Here is a 17,910-nt window from a genome sequence, read left to right as displayed (position 1 = left end):
TCTCTCTTCTCTCGTGAGCGCAGCGAACCTCTCCACTACGCTTTTTCTTAATGGTCTTTGTTTGCCCGACGGAGTCGGAACTGGCCTCGTCGTAGGCGAGACTGGCCACCGAAGGTGACTGGCCTGCGTAAGCAGACTTGCTTTCTAATCTCCTGCTGCCGAATTCAGGATCAAAACGCTCCAAGCTGTGAAAGCTGCTTCTTCAGATAGTATCCCGTATGACTGTGGCGGTATTCGGCCACTTCCTCAGGCGTTCCGGAAATAACTATCTCGCCGCCGTTTGCTCCGCCTTCGGGTCCGAGATCGATTATATGGTCGGCGTTCTTCACGACGTCCATATTATGCTCGACAACAACGACAGTGTTGCCCATTTCGACCAGGCGTTTCAAGACACGCACGAGTTTTGCAACGTCGTCGAAATGCAATCCTGTGGTTGGTTCATCGAGGATGTAGAAGGTTCTTCCTGTGGATGTCTTCTTCAACTCGGAGGCGAGCTTAATTCTTTGGGCCTCTCCTCCTGAAAGAGTCGTAGCCGGCTGACCGAGGCGGATATAACCGAGACCTACATCGTTGAGGAGGACAAGTATTCTGTTCAGCATTGGAATGCGTTCAAAGAAGTCTGAAGCCTCCTCGACCGTCATGTTTAGAACATCGGAGATGGTTTTGCCCCGGTATCGTATCTCCAGTGTCTCTTTGTTGTAGCGTTTGCCTTTGCAGACATCACACTCTACGTAAACGTCTGGGAGAAACTGCATCTCGATCTTTATGAGACCGTGGCCCTGGCAGGCCTCGCATCTGCCACCCTTCACGTTGAAGGAGAAACGCCCCTTGTTGTAGCCCCGCGCTCTTGCCTCCTGTGTCTTCGCAAAGAGGTCACGCACGTGATTAAACAGTCCCGTATAAGTGGCGGGGTTCGATCTTGGGGTTCGACCAATCGGATTCTGATCGATCACGATTACGTTGTCTATCTCCTCCCAACCCATAAGCTCGGGCAACTTTTCTGGAGCTGAATTCTGACCGCCAAGCATTGTCTTTAATGCCGGATATACCGTGTCCATTACTAGAGAACTCTTTCCGCTTCCAGAGACGCCTGTAACGGTAATGAATTTGCCGAGAGGAAATGAAACATCAATATTCTTCAGGTTGTTCTTTCTCGCGCCCTTTACGATCAACGACTTTCCGTTGGAGTTGTTTGTCACTTCGAATCTCGGAACCGACATTTCTCCGTTGAGATACTTTCCAGTCAGCGATCGTTCCGGCGGTGCGTCTAGAAGTGACTGTGTTGTCCCTTGGAAGACTATCTCACCTCCATGCACACCGGCACCTGGGCCTACATCTACTATGTAGTCAGAGCTCCTTATTACTTCTTCATCGTGCTCTACAACGATAACCGTATTACCAAGGTCTCTGAGATTTTTTAGAGTCTTTATAAGCCTGTCATTGTCTCTTGAATGCAATCCAATGGTCGGCTCGTCGAGGACATAAGTCACTCCGGTAAGGCCCGAACCAATCTGCGTTGCAAGCCTAATTCTTTGTGACTCCCCGCCTGAAAGCGTCATCGCGTAACGGGACAATGTGATGTAATCCAGTCCTACATCCACCAAGAACTTGAGCCGCTTTTCAATCTCACTGAGAAGCTCTCCAACAATCTCACGCTGATAATCGCTAAAACGTATCTCTCTCATAAAGTCGTAAATCTCTTGAATCGTCAGTTCAGATATCTGAGCTATGTTCAGTCCTCCAAGAGTTACTGCAAGAGCCTCAGGTCTTAGTCTCTGGCCATTGCACTGCGTGCAGCCTTGCTGAACCATGAAGTTGCTCTCCATCCAGTAGCGCATGTCTTCGGACTGCGTCTCCTGATATCTCCTGTTGAGATTATTGATTATGCCTTCGTACGGACGTTTCAGTTCGTAAGTGAGTCGGTCAGATTGGTACTTCATCGAGATATCTCTATTAGTGCCGAAGAGAAGTGCATCCTTAACATCTTCTCGAAGATCTTTGAAAGGCTTTGCCGGATCTTCCCCGAGAGACTCGATCACTCGAAAAATCATCTTTAGATTGAAGCTATCCCTATTGCTGGACATTGTCTTTACAGCGCCCTTAACGACGCTGAGATTCTCATCGACAACGAGATCCTTTGAGAACTCCATCGTGTAACCTAATCCGTGGCACTTGGGACAGGCGCCAAAGGGATTGTTGAAGGAGAAGATCTTTGGAGATATTTCTGGAAGGCTAATTCCGCAGTCAGGGCAGGCGAAGTTCTCACTGTAGATCTTTCTCTCTTGAGAATCAACTAGACCGACTTCTACAAAACCATCTCCTTCATGGAGGGCCATCTCTATACTGTCTGCAAGCCTCGACGAGTTGTCTGAATCTGCTCTCAATCTATCTACCACGAGATTTATTGAATGTCTCTTGTTCTTGTCAAGTTTCAGTTCCTCCTCGAGATCGTATGTCTCTCCATCGATTTCAACTCTCACAAAGCCCTTCTTTCTGAGCGCTTCGAGTTCCTTTTTGAATTCGCCCTTCTTTCCATTGGCAATTGGTGCGTAGATGGCTATTCTTTCCTCTTCACCGTGCTCCTTTAAAACTCCTTCGACGATCTCGTCCAGACTCTGCTTCTGAACCTCGCGACCGCATGTCGGACAATGAGGGACGCCCACTCTTGCGAAAAGAACTCTGAAGTAGTCGTGAATCTCTGTAACCGTTCCCACCGTTGATCTCGGATTGTGACTCACTGTCTTCTGCTCTATGGCTATTGCCGGAGAAAGACCCTCGATGTTTTCTACATCAGGCTTCTTCATCTCTCCCAGAAACTGTCTGGCATAAGTGGAGAGCGATTCAAGGTATCTCCTCTGGCCCTCAGCATAGATCGTGTCGAGAGCAAGGGAGGATTTTCCCGAGCCCGAAAGACCCGTTATGATTGTCAATGAGTTCTTCGGAATCGCTACGCTTACGTTCTTGAGATTGTGAACTCTGGCACCTTTAACATATATATACCTATCCATTACTGCACTCCTCGACCAGTTCGACCAACTCCTGGCAGACAGTTTCGACCTGCGATGATTCTATTCCTTCAACCATTACTCTTACGAAGGGTTCAGTTCCAGAAGGCCTGAGAACAACACGCAAATCCTCTCTTTTCTTGAGCTCTTCAAGCCTATCTTTGAGCTTTCTGTCTTCCATTACACCCTTTTTGTCTGAGACGGGGACATTCTTCAACAACTGAGGATAAACGGGAAAAGAGTCTACAAATTGTTCAAGAGTCTCCCCAAGCTCTTCAAGAGTATTGAGAGTTTCGAGAGAAGTGATCAGTCCGTCGCCGGTTGAGCTTCTGTCAAGGAAAATGATATGGCCTGACTGTTCTCCACCAAGAACGCCTCCTGTCTGCAGCATTCTCTCAAGTACGTACTTGTCACCGACCTTCGTCCTGTCCAGGAGAAGATTTCTGGAAGTCAGGTATTTCTCGAAGCCGAGATTCGACATAACAGTTGCAACAACTCTGTTGCCCTTCAGTCTTCCCTGACTAACCATCTTTATGGAGTTTAGAGCCATCAACATGTCTCCATCTATCAACCTCGAGCCGGGTAAAACAAAGAGACATCTGTCGGCATCACCGTCAAAGAGCACCCCAATTTGCCCTTGCTGGAGAGAATTTCCCAGGTATTCCGGAAAAAGCGAACCACAGCCGTCGTTTATGTTTATTCCGTTTGGTCTGATACCGCGTAGGTCGGCCTCAATGCCTAGGCTTTCGTATACCATTGATATCACGGTCGATATTGCCCCGTTTGCACCGTCAACTACGATCCCTTCTGAAGGAAGCTTTTCAGTCCCGTAGAGACCCACTATGTAATCAATATACTCATCTCTGTAATGGTCTACTTGTCTGATCTTCCCAACTCCTGAGAAGACCGTGTAATGGTAAGGGTTGTCTATTATCAGGTTCTCAATTTCCACTTCGTCTTCGTCTGAAATCTTCATCCCTTTAGCCAGCACCTTGATCCCGTTGTAGACAGCCGGATTGTGAGAGGCTGAAATAACTGCTCCCAGAGTGTTTTCGCTCTTGGTAATGTATGCAAGAGCCGGAGTGGGAATTACTCCGACAAATTCAACGTTCATACCAGCTGAGGCCGCACCGGCAGCCATTGCACTTTCTAGAAGGTCACCGGAGTTTCTCGTATCCTTTGCTATGATAAACCTGTTGTACTTTCCCAGGTAGTATCTTCCAATTGCGTTGCCAAGCTTCATGGCAAGTTCGGGCGTTAGCTCTTCGTTAATAACTCCCCTGATGCCGTCTGTTCCGAATAGCTTCTTCATCAAATCACCCCTGAATATAAACATTTCTATACCTATCATTTAGTTTACCATAGAATCTCGTTGACAACTCAAAGTATGGACTATATAATTGTCACTGTTGGAGAGATGGCCGAGCGGTCGAAGGCGTACGCCTGGAGAGCGTATGACGAGCACAACTCGTCCGTGGGTTCAAATCCCACTCTCTCCGCCAGAAAACCACCCGTCTTTCTGACGGGTTTTTGCTTAGATTGGGTAGCTCCTACAGAACCCTTTCTGAAACGGAGGGATGATGGCAGAAAGATCGATAAACATAAGACTCAATAGAGCTTTGGGTCAGAACTTCCTGAAGTCCGACAAGATTTCTAGAAGGATAGTAGACTCAGCTGAAATGGATACTTCTTCAACTGTTGTCGAAATTGGCGTTGGTTCAGGTTCACTTACGGCTGTGTTGCTGGAGAGAGGCTTCAAAGTAATTGGCTTCGAGATTGACGGAAGATTCGAAGAGGGTAACAAAAGGCTTGAAGGCGAAAGATGCAAACTCTTGTACGAGGATTTTCTAAAAGCAGATCTAAGCTCGCTGCCCGAACCCGTAACCTATGTTGCCAACATTCCCTACTACATCACCTCTCCAATCATTGAAAAAATCATGTTTGATGGACCGACCTTTGATAAGGCAGTCTTGATGGTTCAGAAGGAGTATGCAGACAGATTGACCGCAACACCTCGAACGAAGGAATACGGTATACTGACGGTGAATGTCAACACGTTTGCGGAAGTAACCGAGCTCTTCCATGTCTCTAGGAAGGAGTTTATTCCTCAGCCCGAGGTAGATTCCATGGTAATTCAGCTTTCGCTGCTCGGAAATGCTCCGATTGAAAGAGAGGAAAGAACCGCTTACAGGAGATTTGTCAGGCAATGTTTCTCTCAGAGACGCAAGAAGCTAAAGAACAACCTGAAGGGTCTGGTCGAGTTTCCCGAGAGTCTGTTGCAGTTGTCCGGAATCGAGGCAGATGTGAGAGCCGAAGAGCTGAATAAAGAGGATTTTGTTAGGCTGTTCAGAAATATGTATCCCGAAGGTGGTGTAAACCCGAAAACGGGTGAGTAATGGAAAGAGAGCTTTTCGAAAAGATCCTGAATTCTCTTATCGAGGGGATCATCGTCGTCGATTCAGACGAGACAATAGCGTTCATAAATGACGAGGCACTCAACATACTGGGAGTAGACGGGGAAGAAGCGGTTGGTGCGCCCGTGAGAGAAATTATCCCAAACACAAGGCTCCACATTGTCTTGAAAAGCGGCGAAGCTGAGCTGAATAGAATTCAGTACCTGAAAGAGAAGACCATTGTTACTTCGAGATTTCCGATAGTGAACTCGAACGGTTTAGTTCACGCTGCAATGGCCGTCTTTCGAGATATCACAAACGTCGAGAAAATGGCCGAAGAAGTCATTAATCACAAAGAGATGGAAGGGCTCTTGACTTCGATTATTGACAGCACTTATGATGCGATTTCCGTTGCCGATGAAAAGGGGAAGATCGTTCTCGTAAACAAAGCTTATACGAGAATCACTGGAATGAGCCCAGATTACGTGATTGGAAAGATGGCAACTGTGGACATAGCGGAGGGTTCCTCGCTTCATCTTGAAGTGGCGAGGACAAGGAAGCCTATATATAACGCAAGGCTCAAGGTTGGTCCAAACAAGAAAGAAGTATTGGTAAATGTTACACCGCTCTTCGTGAAAGGCTCATTCAAAGGAAGTGTCGGCGTTATCCACGACATATCAGAAATCGAAAGACTTGCGAGGGAACTTGAAGATACCAAGAGACTCCTGAGGTACATGAGGGCAAAGTACACCTTCGATGACATTGCCGGATCGTCTAAATTGATGCAGGTCGCAATAGATCAGGCGAGAAAGGTCTCGACTACAAAGGCGACGGTCTTGCTTAACGGTCAGAGCGGTACGGGAAAAGAGCTCTTTGCCCATGCAATACACCATTCAAGTGATAGGCGAGATGCGAGCTTTATTAGTGTGAACTGCGCCGCGCTGCCCGAAACTCTGCTTGAGTCAGAGCTCTTCGGTTATGTTGAAGGAGCCTTCACTGGAGCGCGCCGCGGAGGAAAGAAGGGACTTCTTCAGGAAGCAAACGGAGGAACGGTATTCCTGGATGAAGTCGCGAAGATGAGTCTTTCAGTCCAGTCGAAATTCCTTAAATTCCTTCAGGATAAAGAGATAAAGCCCGTTGGAGGAAATGAGACAGTCAAACTGGATGTACGGGTGATCGCTGCAACGAATGTCAGTTTGGAAAAGCTAGTTGCAGCCGGAGAGTTTCTTCCTGATTTGTACTACCGTTTGAACGTAGTTCCAATAGTTATCCCCTCGTTGAGGGAGCGACCAGAAGATATTCCCGAGATTGCAAGACTGGTAGTAATGAGGCTCAATCAGGAGTATGGCAGGATGGTCGCGGGAATCGATCCGGCCGTCTTAACACTGTTCAAAAAACACGATTGGCCTGGCAACGTTAGGGAGCTCGAAAACATCATCGGTAGGGCAATGATCAGTATGGAACTCGAAGAGAAAACAATAATGCCTTCTCACATAAAGGGAGTCATTGAAAGACCGGAGAAGCGCGGCGAACTGCCGGTGGGAAACCTGACAGTGTTGATGGAAGACTATGAAAAAGAGATCATCAGCGAAGCCCTCGAAAGAAACGACTGGAATAAGACAAAGACTTCAAACGAACTCGGGATAAGCATAAGGAGTCTATACTATAAGCTTGAAAAGTACGGTCTCGCTGACAACCATACAGACCGATGATATAATTATCATTGGGGGCGAAACGGTTTCGACGGGGTCAATGAACTTGAAGGAGCGAGCCGAGGTCCCGGAGCCGCGTTAAAAAACCGGAAAAGCAGAAATGCCAATAACGAATTTGCACTTGCTGCTTAATAATTAATAAGTAGCCGTCCGAATAGCTTTTTGGTCTGGTGGGCTATGAAGGGCGTCAGAAAATCAGACCTTACCCGTGGATGTGCCCCGAATTCTCGGGGAAACTTAGGGGCTAGGACAGTCGGACTCTGCCTGTGAAGTCTTGACTGTTGACGATGATCACAGGATGCGCTCGGAGAGCCTGCAAGGAATTTGGTTTCGGACGCGAGTTCGACTCTCGCCGCCTCCACCAATTCTGTTAGAGCTAATTGCACCGAAGCTGTGAAGCGAGGAAGCAATACTTAGTATTTTCTATGTAAAGGCCCGGCATTAGCCGGGTCTTGTTTTTTAATGCCACAGCGGTATGAAAGCGCCTGGTCAACACGGAAACGTCCTATTTCGTCATGCTGAACTTGTTTCAGCATCTAGGTCTTGATTTCTGACCTTAGCCAAGAACTAGGAACAGTTCCTCGCTCTGCGGTCTTCTCCGAGGACGGTGGACCGTCAACGGTGGACGAGTTTTACTTGCTCTCTCCAACCCCCTACCCGCTATCCCCGGCCACGGCCTTACGAGGCCCTTCAGAAGCCGAGATCCCGTGCAAATACATCACGGGATTACAATTTGGGAGCGCTGAACAGGTTGTATTAAGGGCAGGTTCTACGAATGATATTGTGAGGTTTCAAGAATGCTTCTTTTGGGGAGAGCAAAGCGAGTAACTTCCTAAAGCATCTGCCGAGATGACAAAGTGACCGCTGTTTACGGTATTACATAGAACGAAAGAAAAGCCCCGGAGAACCGGGGCCTTACTCTTCAGTCTTAATTTTCAGGTAGTTTCGAAGTCTTCTTTTGTCGAGAATTCCGTTGGCTACAGCCTCGCGAACCGCGCATCCCGGCTCGACGGTGTGGGTGCAGTCTCTGAACCTGCACTTTGCGGAAAGTTCCACTATATCATCAAATGCTTCGTCAAGACCTTCCGTTCCACTTATTGCAAACTCTCTCATTCCGGGAACATCAATAATTCTCCCTCCATAAGGAAGAAGATGCACCTGAGAGGAAGTGGTTGTATGCTTCCCCTTGTGTGTGGAGTCACTTACTTCGCCGGTTTTAACGTTTGAACTGCAAATCGCGTTCACTAGAGAGGATTTTCCGACACCGGAACTTCCTGCCAGCACCGAAGACCTCCCCTGAAGAGCCGAGTTGACCTCTTCTATGCCAGTTCCGGAGAAGGTACTCGTAAGAAAGACCCGGTATCCAAGATCACGATATTTCTGGATGTCTGCTTTCGTTTCTTCAGATAGGCCCAGGTCATCTTTGTTGAAAACAATTATGACGTCAAGATCCGAACCTCTCGCTGCAGTAATGTACCTTTCGATCAAGCTCTTATGGTAAGGGGGATCCTTTATCGCCACGACAATAATAACCTGATCGACGTTTGCGGCGATAACCTGATGGAGATGTCTCCCTTTTTTGCCTGCCCCTTTCCTGACAAGACATTTGTCACGGGGAAGAACCTCGGTAATTATTCCCTGGTCCTTCTGAAGCTTTTCGAAAAACACCCTGTCGCCAACGGCAACAACGTTCTTTTCTGTTCTTTCCTTTTGAAGAAGCTTTCCTCTTAGAAGACAGCGAAAGAATTCGCCTGACTCAGATCTTACTTCTATCATGCCTTTCTGAACATTAGTTACCTCACCATTCATGATTTACCTCCAATTATTCGAGTTGGTTTAAAGAAAGAAAAAAACCACGGGTTCTTACCGCCGTGGTCGAATAATCGGAATAAATTGCCTTTCAGCAATTAGATTCCAGAAGAAGCGCGGTGTAAGAACCCATGGGGTTAAAGAAATCATCGAAGTTATCTACCATGAACACCACCTCCTTCATAGAACAACTAATCATACTACACATTGGGGTCTTTTGAAAAGTCTATGATCCATAACGATCTATGCGGCATCTTACTCTTGGTTCTTAATGGTAACCGATAATGAAGAGCAGTTTTTCGTTCTTGAAAGAAGATACTCTTTCCCTTCAGAAGCGTTATCATATACAATCTCCACAGCTTTAATGAGAGATTCCTGGTCAAGCCCGGAATGACGATGTTAGGCTATCCGAGGAGAGTTACTACCCGTCACTTTGGGCCGTGATTCGACGTCTTGCTATTGGTTCTTGATCTTAACTGGAAACGATGAACCGATTTTGCTTTGGAACGAAGGACTTCCAGTCTTTGCTGCCCCAAAACATGAGCTTCGTGTTTCTGAAAATAGCGTATAATTGCCATGTGGGTGATTGGACAGTATGAGAAGGCATTTATTTCACTATTTATCTTTTATGATGTTCGTCCTTATAACAATTACAAGTCTGGCGGGGAACAGCGATAATTCAGACTCTTCTGATGCTACTGTCACGAATTCTTTCGAAGATATGGCACTAGAGATTCTTGCTATGGATTCTTTTGACGATCTCTTCAATCTTGACGGCTTCTTCGATGAGAATCCCGCAGAAGAAATCACGCCTTCTCTACCAATTCCTCCCACTCCGGCAAGCACGGGCAATCTGACCGAGGTGGAAACGCCTAATGTGACAGTCGACGCTTCTTCCCTTGATAGAGAGACTCTCGAAAGTACGGCACTGTGGAAGTACGAGGAATACACCAGTGGGCTTCTTCCAGGGAGAGTCACGTTCGAGTTTCAGTCTGGTGATCCCGTAATGGGCATCTCAGATGTTGTCAAGTTCTACAAGGAGGGGGTCGTAGTAGATACTCTTGCGGGCAAGACGATAATGACACCCGTTATTGTCCACGATGTGCCCTACCCCGGACAGAAGACCACAATATTCAGATTTCTTACCGATGATTACTCTGCACCCCTGGGAGCCTACTATATTACCGTAATCGACACCAAAGTTTACTCATTGACAGTGGCAATAGATCCAAAGAGAACGAATAATGTCATAGATCTTGACTGCGATGGAGTTGCAGAGCTCATGGTTGTTGACGATCACATGGTGAAGGCCCATGAAGCGACAGAATTATCCGTCTTCAAACGCTTCTTCAGATGGACGGAAAACGGGTGGCAAGTGGATAGCCCTGGTGATTATGCTGAGGTTTACTCTATCTTGGCTTCCGACGACTTGGAGAGAATCGAACTATCCAGCCCAAGAACCCCTCACGTATGGTCTTATGCTTATCATTCATATATGGCCGGTCAGGATCTTGAGGAAATCAGAGGCCGAGTCGCCGAGCTTGTCGAAGGTTTTTCGCTGCACTGGCTTATAGACGCTACTGAGATGGTAAAGCTCCTTGATCAGAACATCAACCAGTACGACGGCTTCGTCATGAAGAAGCCTACCCCGGACTCATCACCCACAATGTGAGACGATATCAGGAATATTATTCTCGCTCTTGAGAATTTAGTTCGAAAGAACTATAATCTATTCATAGGAGATTTTTGGGAGCGTGAAAAGATGAAAAGACTATTCTTGCTTTTGCTGATGGTTATGATTGCCACTCTCGCAGGCGCCAAATTCAGCGTTGCCATTCTAATCACGGGTGAAATCGGCGGAAACGCGATCTATGAGCTCGTTCAGAAGGGTGCCCTCGAAATTGAGTCTGAGGAGATCGAGATTAAGATCGTCGAAGGTGGATACAACCAGTCAAAATGGGAATCTATTCTAACCAGTCTCGCTGCTCTGAACAAGTATGATCTTCTTATGACTTTTACGGAGGGAATGCCGGCAAGTGTGAGACGCGTTGCCGATATGTTCCCTAATCAGAAGTTTGCGCTTCTTGACGGAATGATTGAGAACTCACCTCCAAATACATATTCAGTCGCGTTTAAAGATGATGAGATGACCTTTCTAGCCGGGATCTTTGCCGGTCTTGTCACTTCTAGTCGGATGCCTGGAGCAAACAAGGAGAAGATGGTTGGACTCGTTGCAGGGGATACGTACCCCGCAATGACCAATGTGATGAGGCCTTCGTTCGAGAAGGGAGTGGCGACTGTCGATCCCTCGATTGATGTACTTTTCGGCATTGTTGGAAGCTGGTCCGACCCTTCGAGAGGGAGCGAGCTGGCTGCAAAACAGTTTGATGCAGGTGTGGACGTAATTCTTTCAATTGCCGGAGGAAGCGGCGTTGGAGTGATTGAGGAGGCATCTGTCAGGGGTAAGTATGTGATTACGGTCGACTCAAATCTCATATCGATGAATCCCACTGTTATATTGGCGAGCTTTCTGAAGCATATAGATCTCCTTGTGAAGGAGACAATAATCCAGGCAAGCAAAGGGCAGCTGCCGTTTGGCAGTTCAAAGAGGGTCGGGATTTCCGACGGAATGATAGATTATACACACGATGATCCTAACTTTCTGTCCAATGTTCCGGAAGAGATTCGAAGCGAGCTCGCTAACTGGTTTGAGAGAGTGAAGGAGAAGGGAATTCCCGCTGATAATGAGTAGCCTTCTGCAGTCCTACAACGAAGCACTTCATCTACTGACCGAGACGGAAGAAAAGATTGTAAGCTTCGTTATAAATAATCCGGAGCAATCTCTGGAATTCTCAATTCATGAGTTGGCAGCTCGACTTGAGATCTCCCCGTCGATGATCGTTAAGGCTGCTAAGAAGCTCGGGTTCACCGGCTATTCGCAACTGAAGTTGGCGATCGCAAGTGAGCTCAACATACTGGTCCAGAGGGAAAAGTCATCCGTGTTGATCGAAGACTTAGAAGCATATGATGAACTCGTTTCAACGACAATCAGAGAGGCCTATAGTCGAGTTAGCGAGGAAGTAATAGAAGAGGCAGCAAGAGTTCTCTCCTCGTCTCAAATAATTGACATCTATGCCTTTGGCTTTGACGCTATCGCCGGGCACGACCTCTATCTAAAGATGCTTCAAAGTGGGAAGAGAGTACAGCTCATCGAAAATGGGTACGAGCAGATGATCTCTGCTTACAGTCTGGAAAGTAATTCTGCAGTAGTCGCCATTTCAAGTACAGGAAGTTCCGTTGACCTTATGGATGCCTTGAGATTTTCAAAGAAGGCTGGGGCCTCTGTGGTTACGATAACTCCTGCCGGATCGAAGCTAAGCAATTATTCGAGCATCAACCTGGAAAGCTATTACTCGAAACTGGTATTTCCAGAAGGCGGCCTCGTCACTCGAATCGTCCAGCTGATGATTGTAGATGTGCTGTACATGAAGTTTCTCCAAATCTCAGGCGGAAGGTTCGAAGAAAGGTACTCGAGATTTCGAGAAGTTCTTGATTTCAAGAGAAGAGGAATAAAAAAATGAGAGGGACCAAGTCCCTCTCATCGACTATCGGGTTCATTCACCGGAGTTGCTGACCAAGCCCCTCCAGATTATCTCTCTAATACTTTCTAGCCCGTTCGGGTCTTCCGTTACGCTGAAACCATTCAATATGAGGTCTGCAGCGCTGTCGGGATCCACGTCTTTAGAAATCTCCTGAGCGTTCTTTGCTTCGTCTATCGCTGAGGACAGCTTCTCCTTCAGAAGCTGGTACCTGTCTCTTACCCTCTTCCAGGATTCATTGTCCTCCCTGCTAAGGTTCGCCCTCTCCTGATCCATGATCTTCTTGATCTCATTCTTATTGGTTATGAAATCAATGTACGATCTGAGAATCCTCTTGAGCTTCGACACATAAACATTTTCATTTCTGGTTTCCGAAAAGACATGATCTTCAAGTTCGTCTATCGAGTATTGCCAGACTTCATAAAATAAGTCCTCTTTGCTGGGGAAGTAATAGTATATTAAGGCCTTTTTCACCCCAGCCATCTGGGCAATCTCAGACATGCTTACGCCGTCGTGACCTCTTTCCGCAAAGGCCTTCCGGGCGGCTTTTATAATCCTCTCTCTAGAAGACAATTTCGCTCGCACCGGATCCACCGTCCCCTCAAGGTTTTTTGTCTATAGCAAGCTTTTCTTCGTTGTTAGCGTACTTTCTCATTCTAACATCGAAATCGTAAACCCCTCTGTGGGCCGGGTGGGTCTCGGCAAAGCCTTCCTCGTAGTACAGTTTATCGGCGTATTCCTTCCAGCCGGCTGCAAGTTCATCAAGCTGTCCGGCAAGCTCTGTGACAACGTTTTCGCTTCCATCATGCTGTGGGATCGCATTGAACTTGTTCACCATGGCTCTGAGAACCTTGGGATTGTCAATGATCGGACAGGGTCTGAAGAGATTATTGCTGTAGGGCACCATTCTCTTGTATGCCGTGAAGAACGGAGACTTCAAAATCTCTAGAAGACTCTTCTCTCTTATACTGTCAACCGCAAACTGCTGGAAGACACAAGGTTCAACGTAACCCTTTGCATTAACGTGTAAATACTTTGCGCCGGCTGCAAGACAGCCATTCGTAAGGAATCCGTGATTCCAGAAATCTGCAACGAATGCAAAGTCTCCGCCAAGCCTCTCTTGCTCAGTCTTGAAGAATCGCTCGTACCTCTGTTCAGGCGTCGGTACGAGATCCATCGAAGGATTCATGCCCACTGGCATAAACTGGAAGACCCAGGCGTAAGATACGCCTTCATCCTTCAAGAACTGCCAGAACTCGTCCTTCATCATTACTTCGTGATTCAGTCTGGTTGCGGTAACCGAAGTACCGTAAATGACTCCGGCTTCTCGCAGATTTGCCCAAGCCTGCTTAATTTTCTGGAAAACACCGCGTCCTCTTCTCCAGTCGGTCTCGCCTTCGAAACCTTCAACGGAGACTGCAAAAGTGGCATTGCCGAGTTCAGCCAATTTCTGTGCCACTTCTTTTGTAATTAGAGTACCATTGGTGTAGACCTGGAAGTAAGAATCGTTGAACTCCTCGAAGATCTCGAGAAGATGCGGCCATACAAACGGCTCACCGCCGGTGATGATGAAGAAGTAAATCCCCAGTTCATTTGCCTGCCGGATTATAGAACTGACCTCTTCCTTTGAAAGCTGGTACTTTCTACCGTAGAGACCAGCATAACAACCGACACAGTTTAGATTACAAGCGTAAGTTGGGCTTATTACTACGAGCTTGGGAATTACAACTTCGTGCTCGAGCATCTTCTCCTGACGAATCTTCTCGCCAAGGGCGAACTCATTGACAACGAGATTTGTCATAGCCTTTTCAACTGCCTTTGGACTGGATCTCTTAAAGACATTCTGCCAGGAAACGATCATTGGATGCTCTTCCTTTGCCATCTGAGTCAGTTTTTTCAATCCACTCTTTGTCGGCTCCTTCGTCAGAGCCGCAACTGTGCCAAAGAGCCTTCCGATGTTTTCAGTTGAAGAATTTCTGACGAGTGAACCCACATACTTCCCTGCCTGTCTCAGCATTGAAGCCTTCATGCTTTCTACAATACCCATGAATAACACCCCCAATAGATTTTTACTTACCGGTCGGTAAAATACTAAACCTTCAATGCTACACTTCATTGTCTTTTGTACCAATATTCTGTAACGTGCACAGTCTGCTGACGCAGGCCAGCTCATTCCAATTAATCTAGGTACGATAGTGTAAAATGCAATAAAGGGAGGTGGCGCTGAGTGAAGAAGATCGTCTTTAGGGTCATCGCGGGTATCATAGTTGGTGTAATTACGTGGGCAGTGGCGATACTGATCTTCAGTGACGGAATTGCTGATTCTTTTTCGTCCATAACATCGATCGAGAAGGCGAATGTCTTGATGGAGATAGACCAGAACGGTCTCCTGACAGTTACCGAGACTATCGATTACAAATTCAACAAAGCTTACAGAGGAATTTACAGAGAGCTGCCTGCCGACAGGGCAGGAAGTCAGTACAGCTCTATTGAAGTTACTGCTGTGGGCAAGGAGATCAAATACATAGAATCCATGGGTGATGAAAATGCCAGATCGGTTAGGATCTGGTTTGTTCCGTATAACTCTTCTAGTGTTACTCCGGTCAAAGGAGAGGAAAGAGTAAGCGTTACTTACAAGTACACCGTTCGTAGAGCTGTCGAAGCGGGAACAGACATCGCTCAGATCTTCAGAAAAATCTGGGGTGAGGACACGAGCAGTTGGGTCGGCGAAATTACTGCGAGAGTAATATTCCCTCAAGAGTTAGATATACTGGAGTTCTATACACATCCCCCTGTTGAGTTAGATCGTAGTGGAAACGTGTTTGATTTGAGAGCAACGAACATTCCACCTTGGACATACGTCGAGTTCAGGGCAGTCATTCCAAAGGAACAAGCAAATGCGATGAACATGAGAAACATCGCTCTAGGTGGAGCCTTCGATCAGAACTTCATAGAAGGAGCCGAAAGAAAGGCAGAGACAACGGTTCTCTTTGGAAAGTGGATAATTCCAATAGTGGTAGGTTTCTTGACACCATTTGTGTTGATAGTTGCGCACAGGAAATTCGGGCGAGAGATAGATATTGGCTATTATGCAGAGTATGAGAGAGACTTACCAACAGGCGATGCTCCCGACGTAATAAACGCGGCAGTAAGGAACATGGCTGGAATGGTAGACAACGACGGAATAGGCTCAACAATTATGGAGTTGTATAGAAAGGAACTTATCGATTTTCAGAAAGGAAAGGGCGAAAAAGTCGAAGGAATAATTATAAAGAATCGAGACAACTCAAAGCTACGCCCTACCGAAGCTGCCTTCCTCTCTTTTCTTGACAAATACGACGAAGGAGATGTGTTTGATTTTACTGCCGTGAAGAAGCAGGTTACGAAGAAGCAATCAAAGGCCCGTCTCTTTACCAGCGAATTCTCAAAATACAAGAATAAGGTCAACGATACTGTCAGAAGAATGCACTTGATTGACCTCAAAGGCAATGCGATTGCCAAGGGCTACTCCTTCCTGATGCTCGTTGTCTGCATCATCCTACTTTTCTTCTATTCAAAATCTGATCTTTCACCAATGCGACTCTTCTCCTACGCATTCTTTGGAGGGATCTGGATAGTTAGCTGGGTTGTGATTTTCATGCCGAAGGATGTATTCGGAAGATGGACGAAAGACGGGAGGCTTTTCTATCTACGGTGGCTTGGCTTGAAGAAGTACCTGGAGGATTACTCCTTGCTAAATGAGAAGCCCCCTGAATCTATTATCCTGTGGGAAGAGTATCTCGTATTTGCAACGGCCCTCGGAATTGCCGATACCGTGAGGAAGAACCTAAACAAGATAGTCCCGGAAGATGTCTGGAGAGAACAGAGCAGGCATCCGTATATCTACTATCCTGTCACGGCATACGCCGTCAGTTCCTTTACCGGTCTTACAAGAGCCGCCTCGTCTGCATCCAGCAGTGGTTCTGGTGGGGGAGGTTTTAGCGGCGGAGGCTCCGGCGGAGGAGGAGGCGGGGGAGGAACGGGAGGCTTCTAGAGCGTCTTAGATTGCCGAGCCCTCATTTCTTCTTCAGGTGAGAGAAGAAGATAGAACGATAACCGCAAATGAGATGATCAATTTACGTGTTGTTTTCATAGTGGGCCTTGATCAGAATAGCAGCGTGATATAATCAATCGAAAGTTACCCAACGGAGGAGCACCCGAGATCAGTAGACGTTCATCAGGGGATTGGAACGGATCGAAAGGCGAGGGTGCCGAAGAAGGCGGAAGCCCCAGCGACCGACTTCTGGGCATACAGGAAAGACCTGTATGACTGTCACGAAGAATGCGTGGAGAGCCGGTGGGTTTGGAATAGGACATTATTTCAAACCATTGAAGTGTTCCCGTTTTCTTCGGGAACACTTTTTCTTTTTTTCAGGAGGTGGTTAAGTGCGACTTGCAATAGTTGGCGCTACCGGGGAAGTAGGCCGAATGATGTTAAGGAAGCTGGAAGAGGAGAAGATCTCACCGAAAGTGATTGATTTACTTGCCTCGAAGCGCAGTGAAGGAAAGCATTTCAAGTTTGAGTCCAGGGATCTGGAAGTCAAGGAGCTTCGCGAGGCTTCCTTCGATAAAGGCTACGATTATGTTCTGTTCTCGGCCGGAGCTTCCGTTTCGAAGCAATATGCGCCAATAGCCGCGGAAAGAGGAGCCGTCGTTATAGACAACTCATCTGCTTTCAGAAGTGACGCAGAGATTCCGCTTGTAGTACCCGAGATCAACGGGGATCTTCTGAAGGGATACTGCGGTATTGTTGCGAACCCAAACTGTTCGACCATACAGATGGTTCTTTCCCTCAGCGGAATACACAAGAGCTACGGGATAAAGACAATTGTAGTCTCTACATATCAGGCTGTTTCAGGGGCGGGCAACAAGGGAATAGCAGAGCTTGAAGAGCAGGAGAGGGGCGACATTCGGCCTTCGGTCTTTGTGAGACAGATACACAGAAATGTCGTTCCCGTAATCGGGGATTTGCTGTATTCAAACTTTTCTACCGAAGAGATGAAGATGGTTCACGAAACTCGAAAGATCTTCAGAGACGATTCGATATCTGTCTGGCCTACGACTGTTAGGGTCCCTGTTGCTTACGGCCATTCTGAATCCGTCTTCTGTGAGACGGTCCGCCCCTTTTCACTGGAGGATCTTATAAGAGAGATAGAGTCTTCAGAAGACGTAGTTTACAGCGAAGAAAGACTGACCCCAATCGAAGTAGCCGGTTCAGATCTAGTGTTCGTGTCGCGTCTGAGAGGCTTTGACGACAACCGTTTCCTTTTCTGGAACATAGCCGACAACATTCGGGTGGGAGCGGCAACAAATGCAATAAGAATCATGAAAACTCATTTGGGAGGTACTTGAG

The 17,910-nt window shown here is 47.0% G+C and carries 12 protein-coding genes, 1 tRNA gene, 1 other RNA gene and 1 riboswitch; of the genes, 9 read left to right on the top strand and 5 right to left on the bottom strand.

All coding sequences use genetic code 11. From position 1 onward, the window contains the following. Positions 1 to 170 precede the first annotated feature (170 nt). Both uvrA and Y697_RS06220 read right to left on the bottom strand, forming a co-directional pair. On the bottom strand, positions 171 to 3,008 hold the full coding sequence (gene uvrA, locus Y697_RS06225) for an excinuclease ABC subunit UvrA (protein WP_121550787.1): 2,838 nt from the start codon (positions 3,006 to 3,008) through the stop codon (positions 171 to 173). Further along, positions 3,001 to 4,317: a phosphoglucosamine mutase gene (locus Y697_RS06220; RefSeq protein WP_121550786.1), complete on the bottom strand. Its 1,317-nt coding sequence runs from the start codon at positions 4,315 to 4,317 to the stop codon at positions 3,001 to 3,003. The genes uvrA and Y697_RS06220 overlap by 8 nt, the downstream gene beginning before the upstream one ends. A gap of 99 nt (positions 4,318 to 4,416) precedes the next feature. Between Y697_RS06220 and Y697_RS06215 the strand changes: the two genes are divergently transcribed. From Y697_RS06215 to ssrA, 4 genes are all read left to right on the top strand, one after another. Further along, positions 4,417 to 4,507 (top strand) — tRNA-Ser (locus tag Y697_RS06215). 78 nt (positions 4,508 to 4,585) lie between these two features. Then, the gene (gene rsmA, locus Y697_RS06210) at positions 4,586 to 5,401 is read left to right on the top strand and encodes a 16S rRNA (adenine(1518)-N(6)/adenine(1519)-N(6))-dimethyltransferase RsmA (protein WP_121550785.1); all 816 of its coding nucleotides are present in this window, start codon (positions 4,586 to 4,588) and stop codon (positions 5,399 to 5,401) included. After that, on the top strand, positions 5,401 to 7,110 hold the full coding sequence (locus tag Y697_RS06205; protein ID WP_121550784.1) for a sigma-54-dependent Fis family transcriptional regulator: 1,710 nt from the start codon (positions 5,401 to 5,403) through the stop codon (positions 7,108 to 7,110). Before rsmA ends, Y697_RS06205 begins: the two co-directional genes overlap by 1 nt. A 13-nt stretch (positions 7,111 to 7,123) precedes the next feature. After that, positions 7,124 to 7,474, top strand: a transfer-messenger RNA (tmRNA) gene (gene ssrA, locus Y697_RS06200). Positions 7,475 to 8,025: 551 nt separating this feature from the next. Here the strand turns inward: ssrA and rsgA are convergent. Then, complete coding sequence (gene rsgA / locus Y697_RS06195) at positions 8,026 to 8,919, bottom strand: ribosome small subunit-dependent GTPase A (RefSeq protein WP_121550783.1); 894 nt, start codon at positions 8,917 to 8,919, stop codon at positions 8,026 to 8,028. Between the two features lie 628 nt (positions 8,920 to 9,547). Between rsgA and Y697_RS06190 the strand changes: the two genes are divergently transcribed. The 3 genes from Y697_RS06190 (at position 9,548) to Y697_RS06180 (ending at position 12,500) form a co-directional block, all read left to right on the top strand. Continuing rightward, positions 9,548 to 10,591, top strand: a complete 1,044-nt coding sequence (locus Y697_RS06190) for a hypothetical protein (RefSeq protein WP_259462341.1) — start codon at positions 9,548 to 9,550, stop codon at positions 10,589 to 10,591. Positions 10,592 to 10,681: 90 nt separating this feature from the next. Next, positions 10,682 to 11,671 (top strand): BMP family ABC transporter substrate-binding protein, encoded by a 990-nt coding sequence (locus Y697_RS06185; RefSeq protein WP_121550781.1) that lies wholly within the window; start codon positions 10,682 to 10,684, stop codon positions 11,669 to 11,671. Continuing rightward, a complete protein-coding gene (locus Y697_RS06180) occupies positions 11,664 to 12,500 on the top strand; it encodes a MurR/RpiR family transcriptional regulator (protein ID WP_121550780.1) in 837 nt (278 codons plus the stop codon). Before Y697_RS06185 ends, Y697_RS06180 begins: the two co-directional genes overlap by 8 nt. 33 nt (positions 12,501 to 12,533) lie before the next feature. Here the strand turns inward: Y697_RS06180 and Y697_RS06175 are convergent, their stop codons facing one another. Continuing rightward, complete coding sequence (locus tag Y697_RS06175; protein ID WP_121550845.1) at positions 12,534 to 13,103, bottom strand: TetR/AcrR family transcriptional regulator; 570 nt, start codon at positions 13,101 to 13,103, stop codon at positions 12,534 to 12,536. 16 nt (positions 13,104 to 13,119) lie between these two features. Next, positions 13,120 to 14,565, bottom strand: a complete 1,446-nt coding sequence (locus Y697_RS06170; protein ID WP_121550779.1) for a radical SAM protein — start codon at positions 14,563 to 14,565, stop codon at positions 13,120 to 13,122. A gap of 180 nt (positions 14,566 to 14,745) precedes the next feature. On the opposite strand from Y697_RS06170, the gene Y697_RS06165 reads away from it, so the two are divergent. Together Y697_RS06165 and Y697_RS06160 are read left to right on the top strand one after the other, a co-directional pair. Continuing rightward, complete coding sequence (locus Y697_RS06165) at positions 14,746 to 16,551, top strand: DUF2207 domain-containing protein (RefSeq protein WP_121550778.1); 1,806 nt, start codon at positions 14,746 to 14,748, stop codon at positions 16,549 to 16,551. 144 nt (positions 16,552 to 16,695) lie between these two features. Further along, positions 16,696 to 16,862, top strand: a riboswitch (Lysine riboswitch). An 81-nt stretch (positions 16,863 to 16,943) separates the two neighbouring features. Then, positions 16,944 to 17,909 carry an aspartate-semialdehyde dehydrogenase gene (locus Y697_RS06160; RefSeq protein ID WP_121550777.1) on the top strand — a complete coding sequence of 322 codons (966 nt, stop codon included), beginning with the start codon at positions 16,944 to 16,946 and terminating at the stop codon, positions 17,907 to 17,909. Position 17,910 lies beyond the last annotated feature (1 nt).

The sequence above is a fragment of the Mesotoga sp. BH458_6_3_2_1 genome (assembly GCF_003664995.1).
Taxonomy (GTDB): domain Bacteria; phylum Thermotogota; class Thermotogae; order Petrotogales; family Kosmotogaceae; genus Mesotoga.
This window is presented reverse-complemented; position numbering and strand designations above follow the sequence as displayed.

Coding starts and splice junctions, on each gene's coding strand:
- Y697_RS06185 (WP_121550781.1), top strand. CDS start 10,682: ATGAAAAGACTATTCTTGCTTTTGCTGATGGTTATGATTGCCACTCTC.
- Y697_RS06220 (WP_121550786.1), bottom strand. CDS start 4,317: ATGAAGAAGCTATTCGGAACAGACGGCATCAGGGGAGTTATTAACGAA.
- rsgA (WP_121550783.1), bottom strand. CDS start 8,919: ATGAATGGTGAGGTAACTAATGTTCAGAAAGGCATGATAGAAGTAAGA.
- rsmA (WP_121550785.1), top strand. CDS start 4,586: ATGGCAGAAAGATCGATAAACATAAGACTCAATAGAGCTTTGGGTCAG.
- Y697_RS06170 (WP_121550779.1), bottom strand. CDS start 14,565: ATGGGTATTGTAGAAAGCATGAAGGCTTCAATGCTGAGACAGGCAGGG.
- uvrA (WP_121550787.1), bottom strand. CDS start 3,008: ATGGATAGGTATATATATGTTAAAGGTGCCAGAGTTCACAATCTCAAG.
- Y697_RS06180 (WP_121550780.1), top strand. CDS start 11,664: ATGAGTAGCCTTCTGCAGTCCTACAACGAAGCACTTCATCTACTGACC.
- Y697_RS06190 (WP_259462341.1), top strand. CDS start 9,548: ATGATGTTCGTCCTTATAACAATTACAAGTCTGGCGGGGAACAGCGAT.
- Y697_RS06205 (WP_121550784.1), top strand. CDS start 5,401: ATGGAAAGAGAGCTTTTCGAAAAGATCCTGAATTCTCTTATCGAGGGG.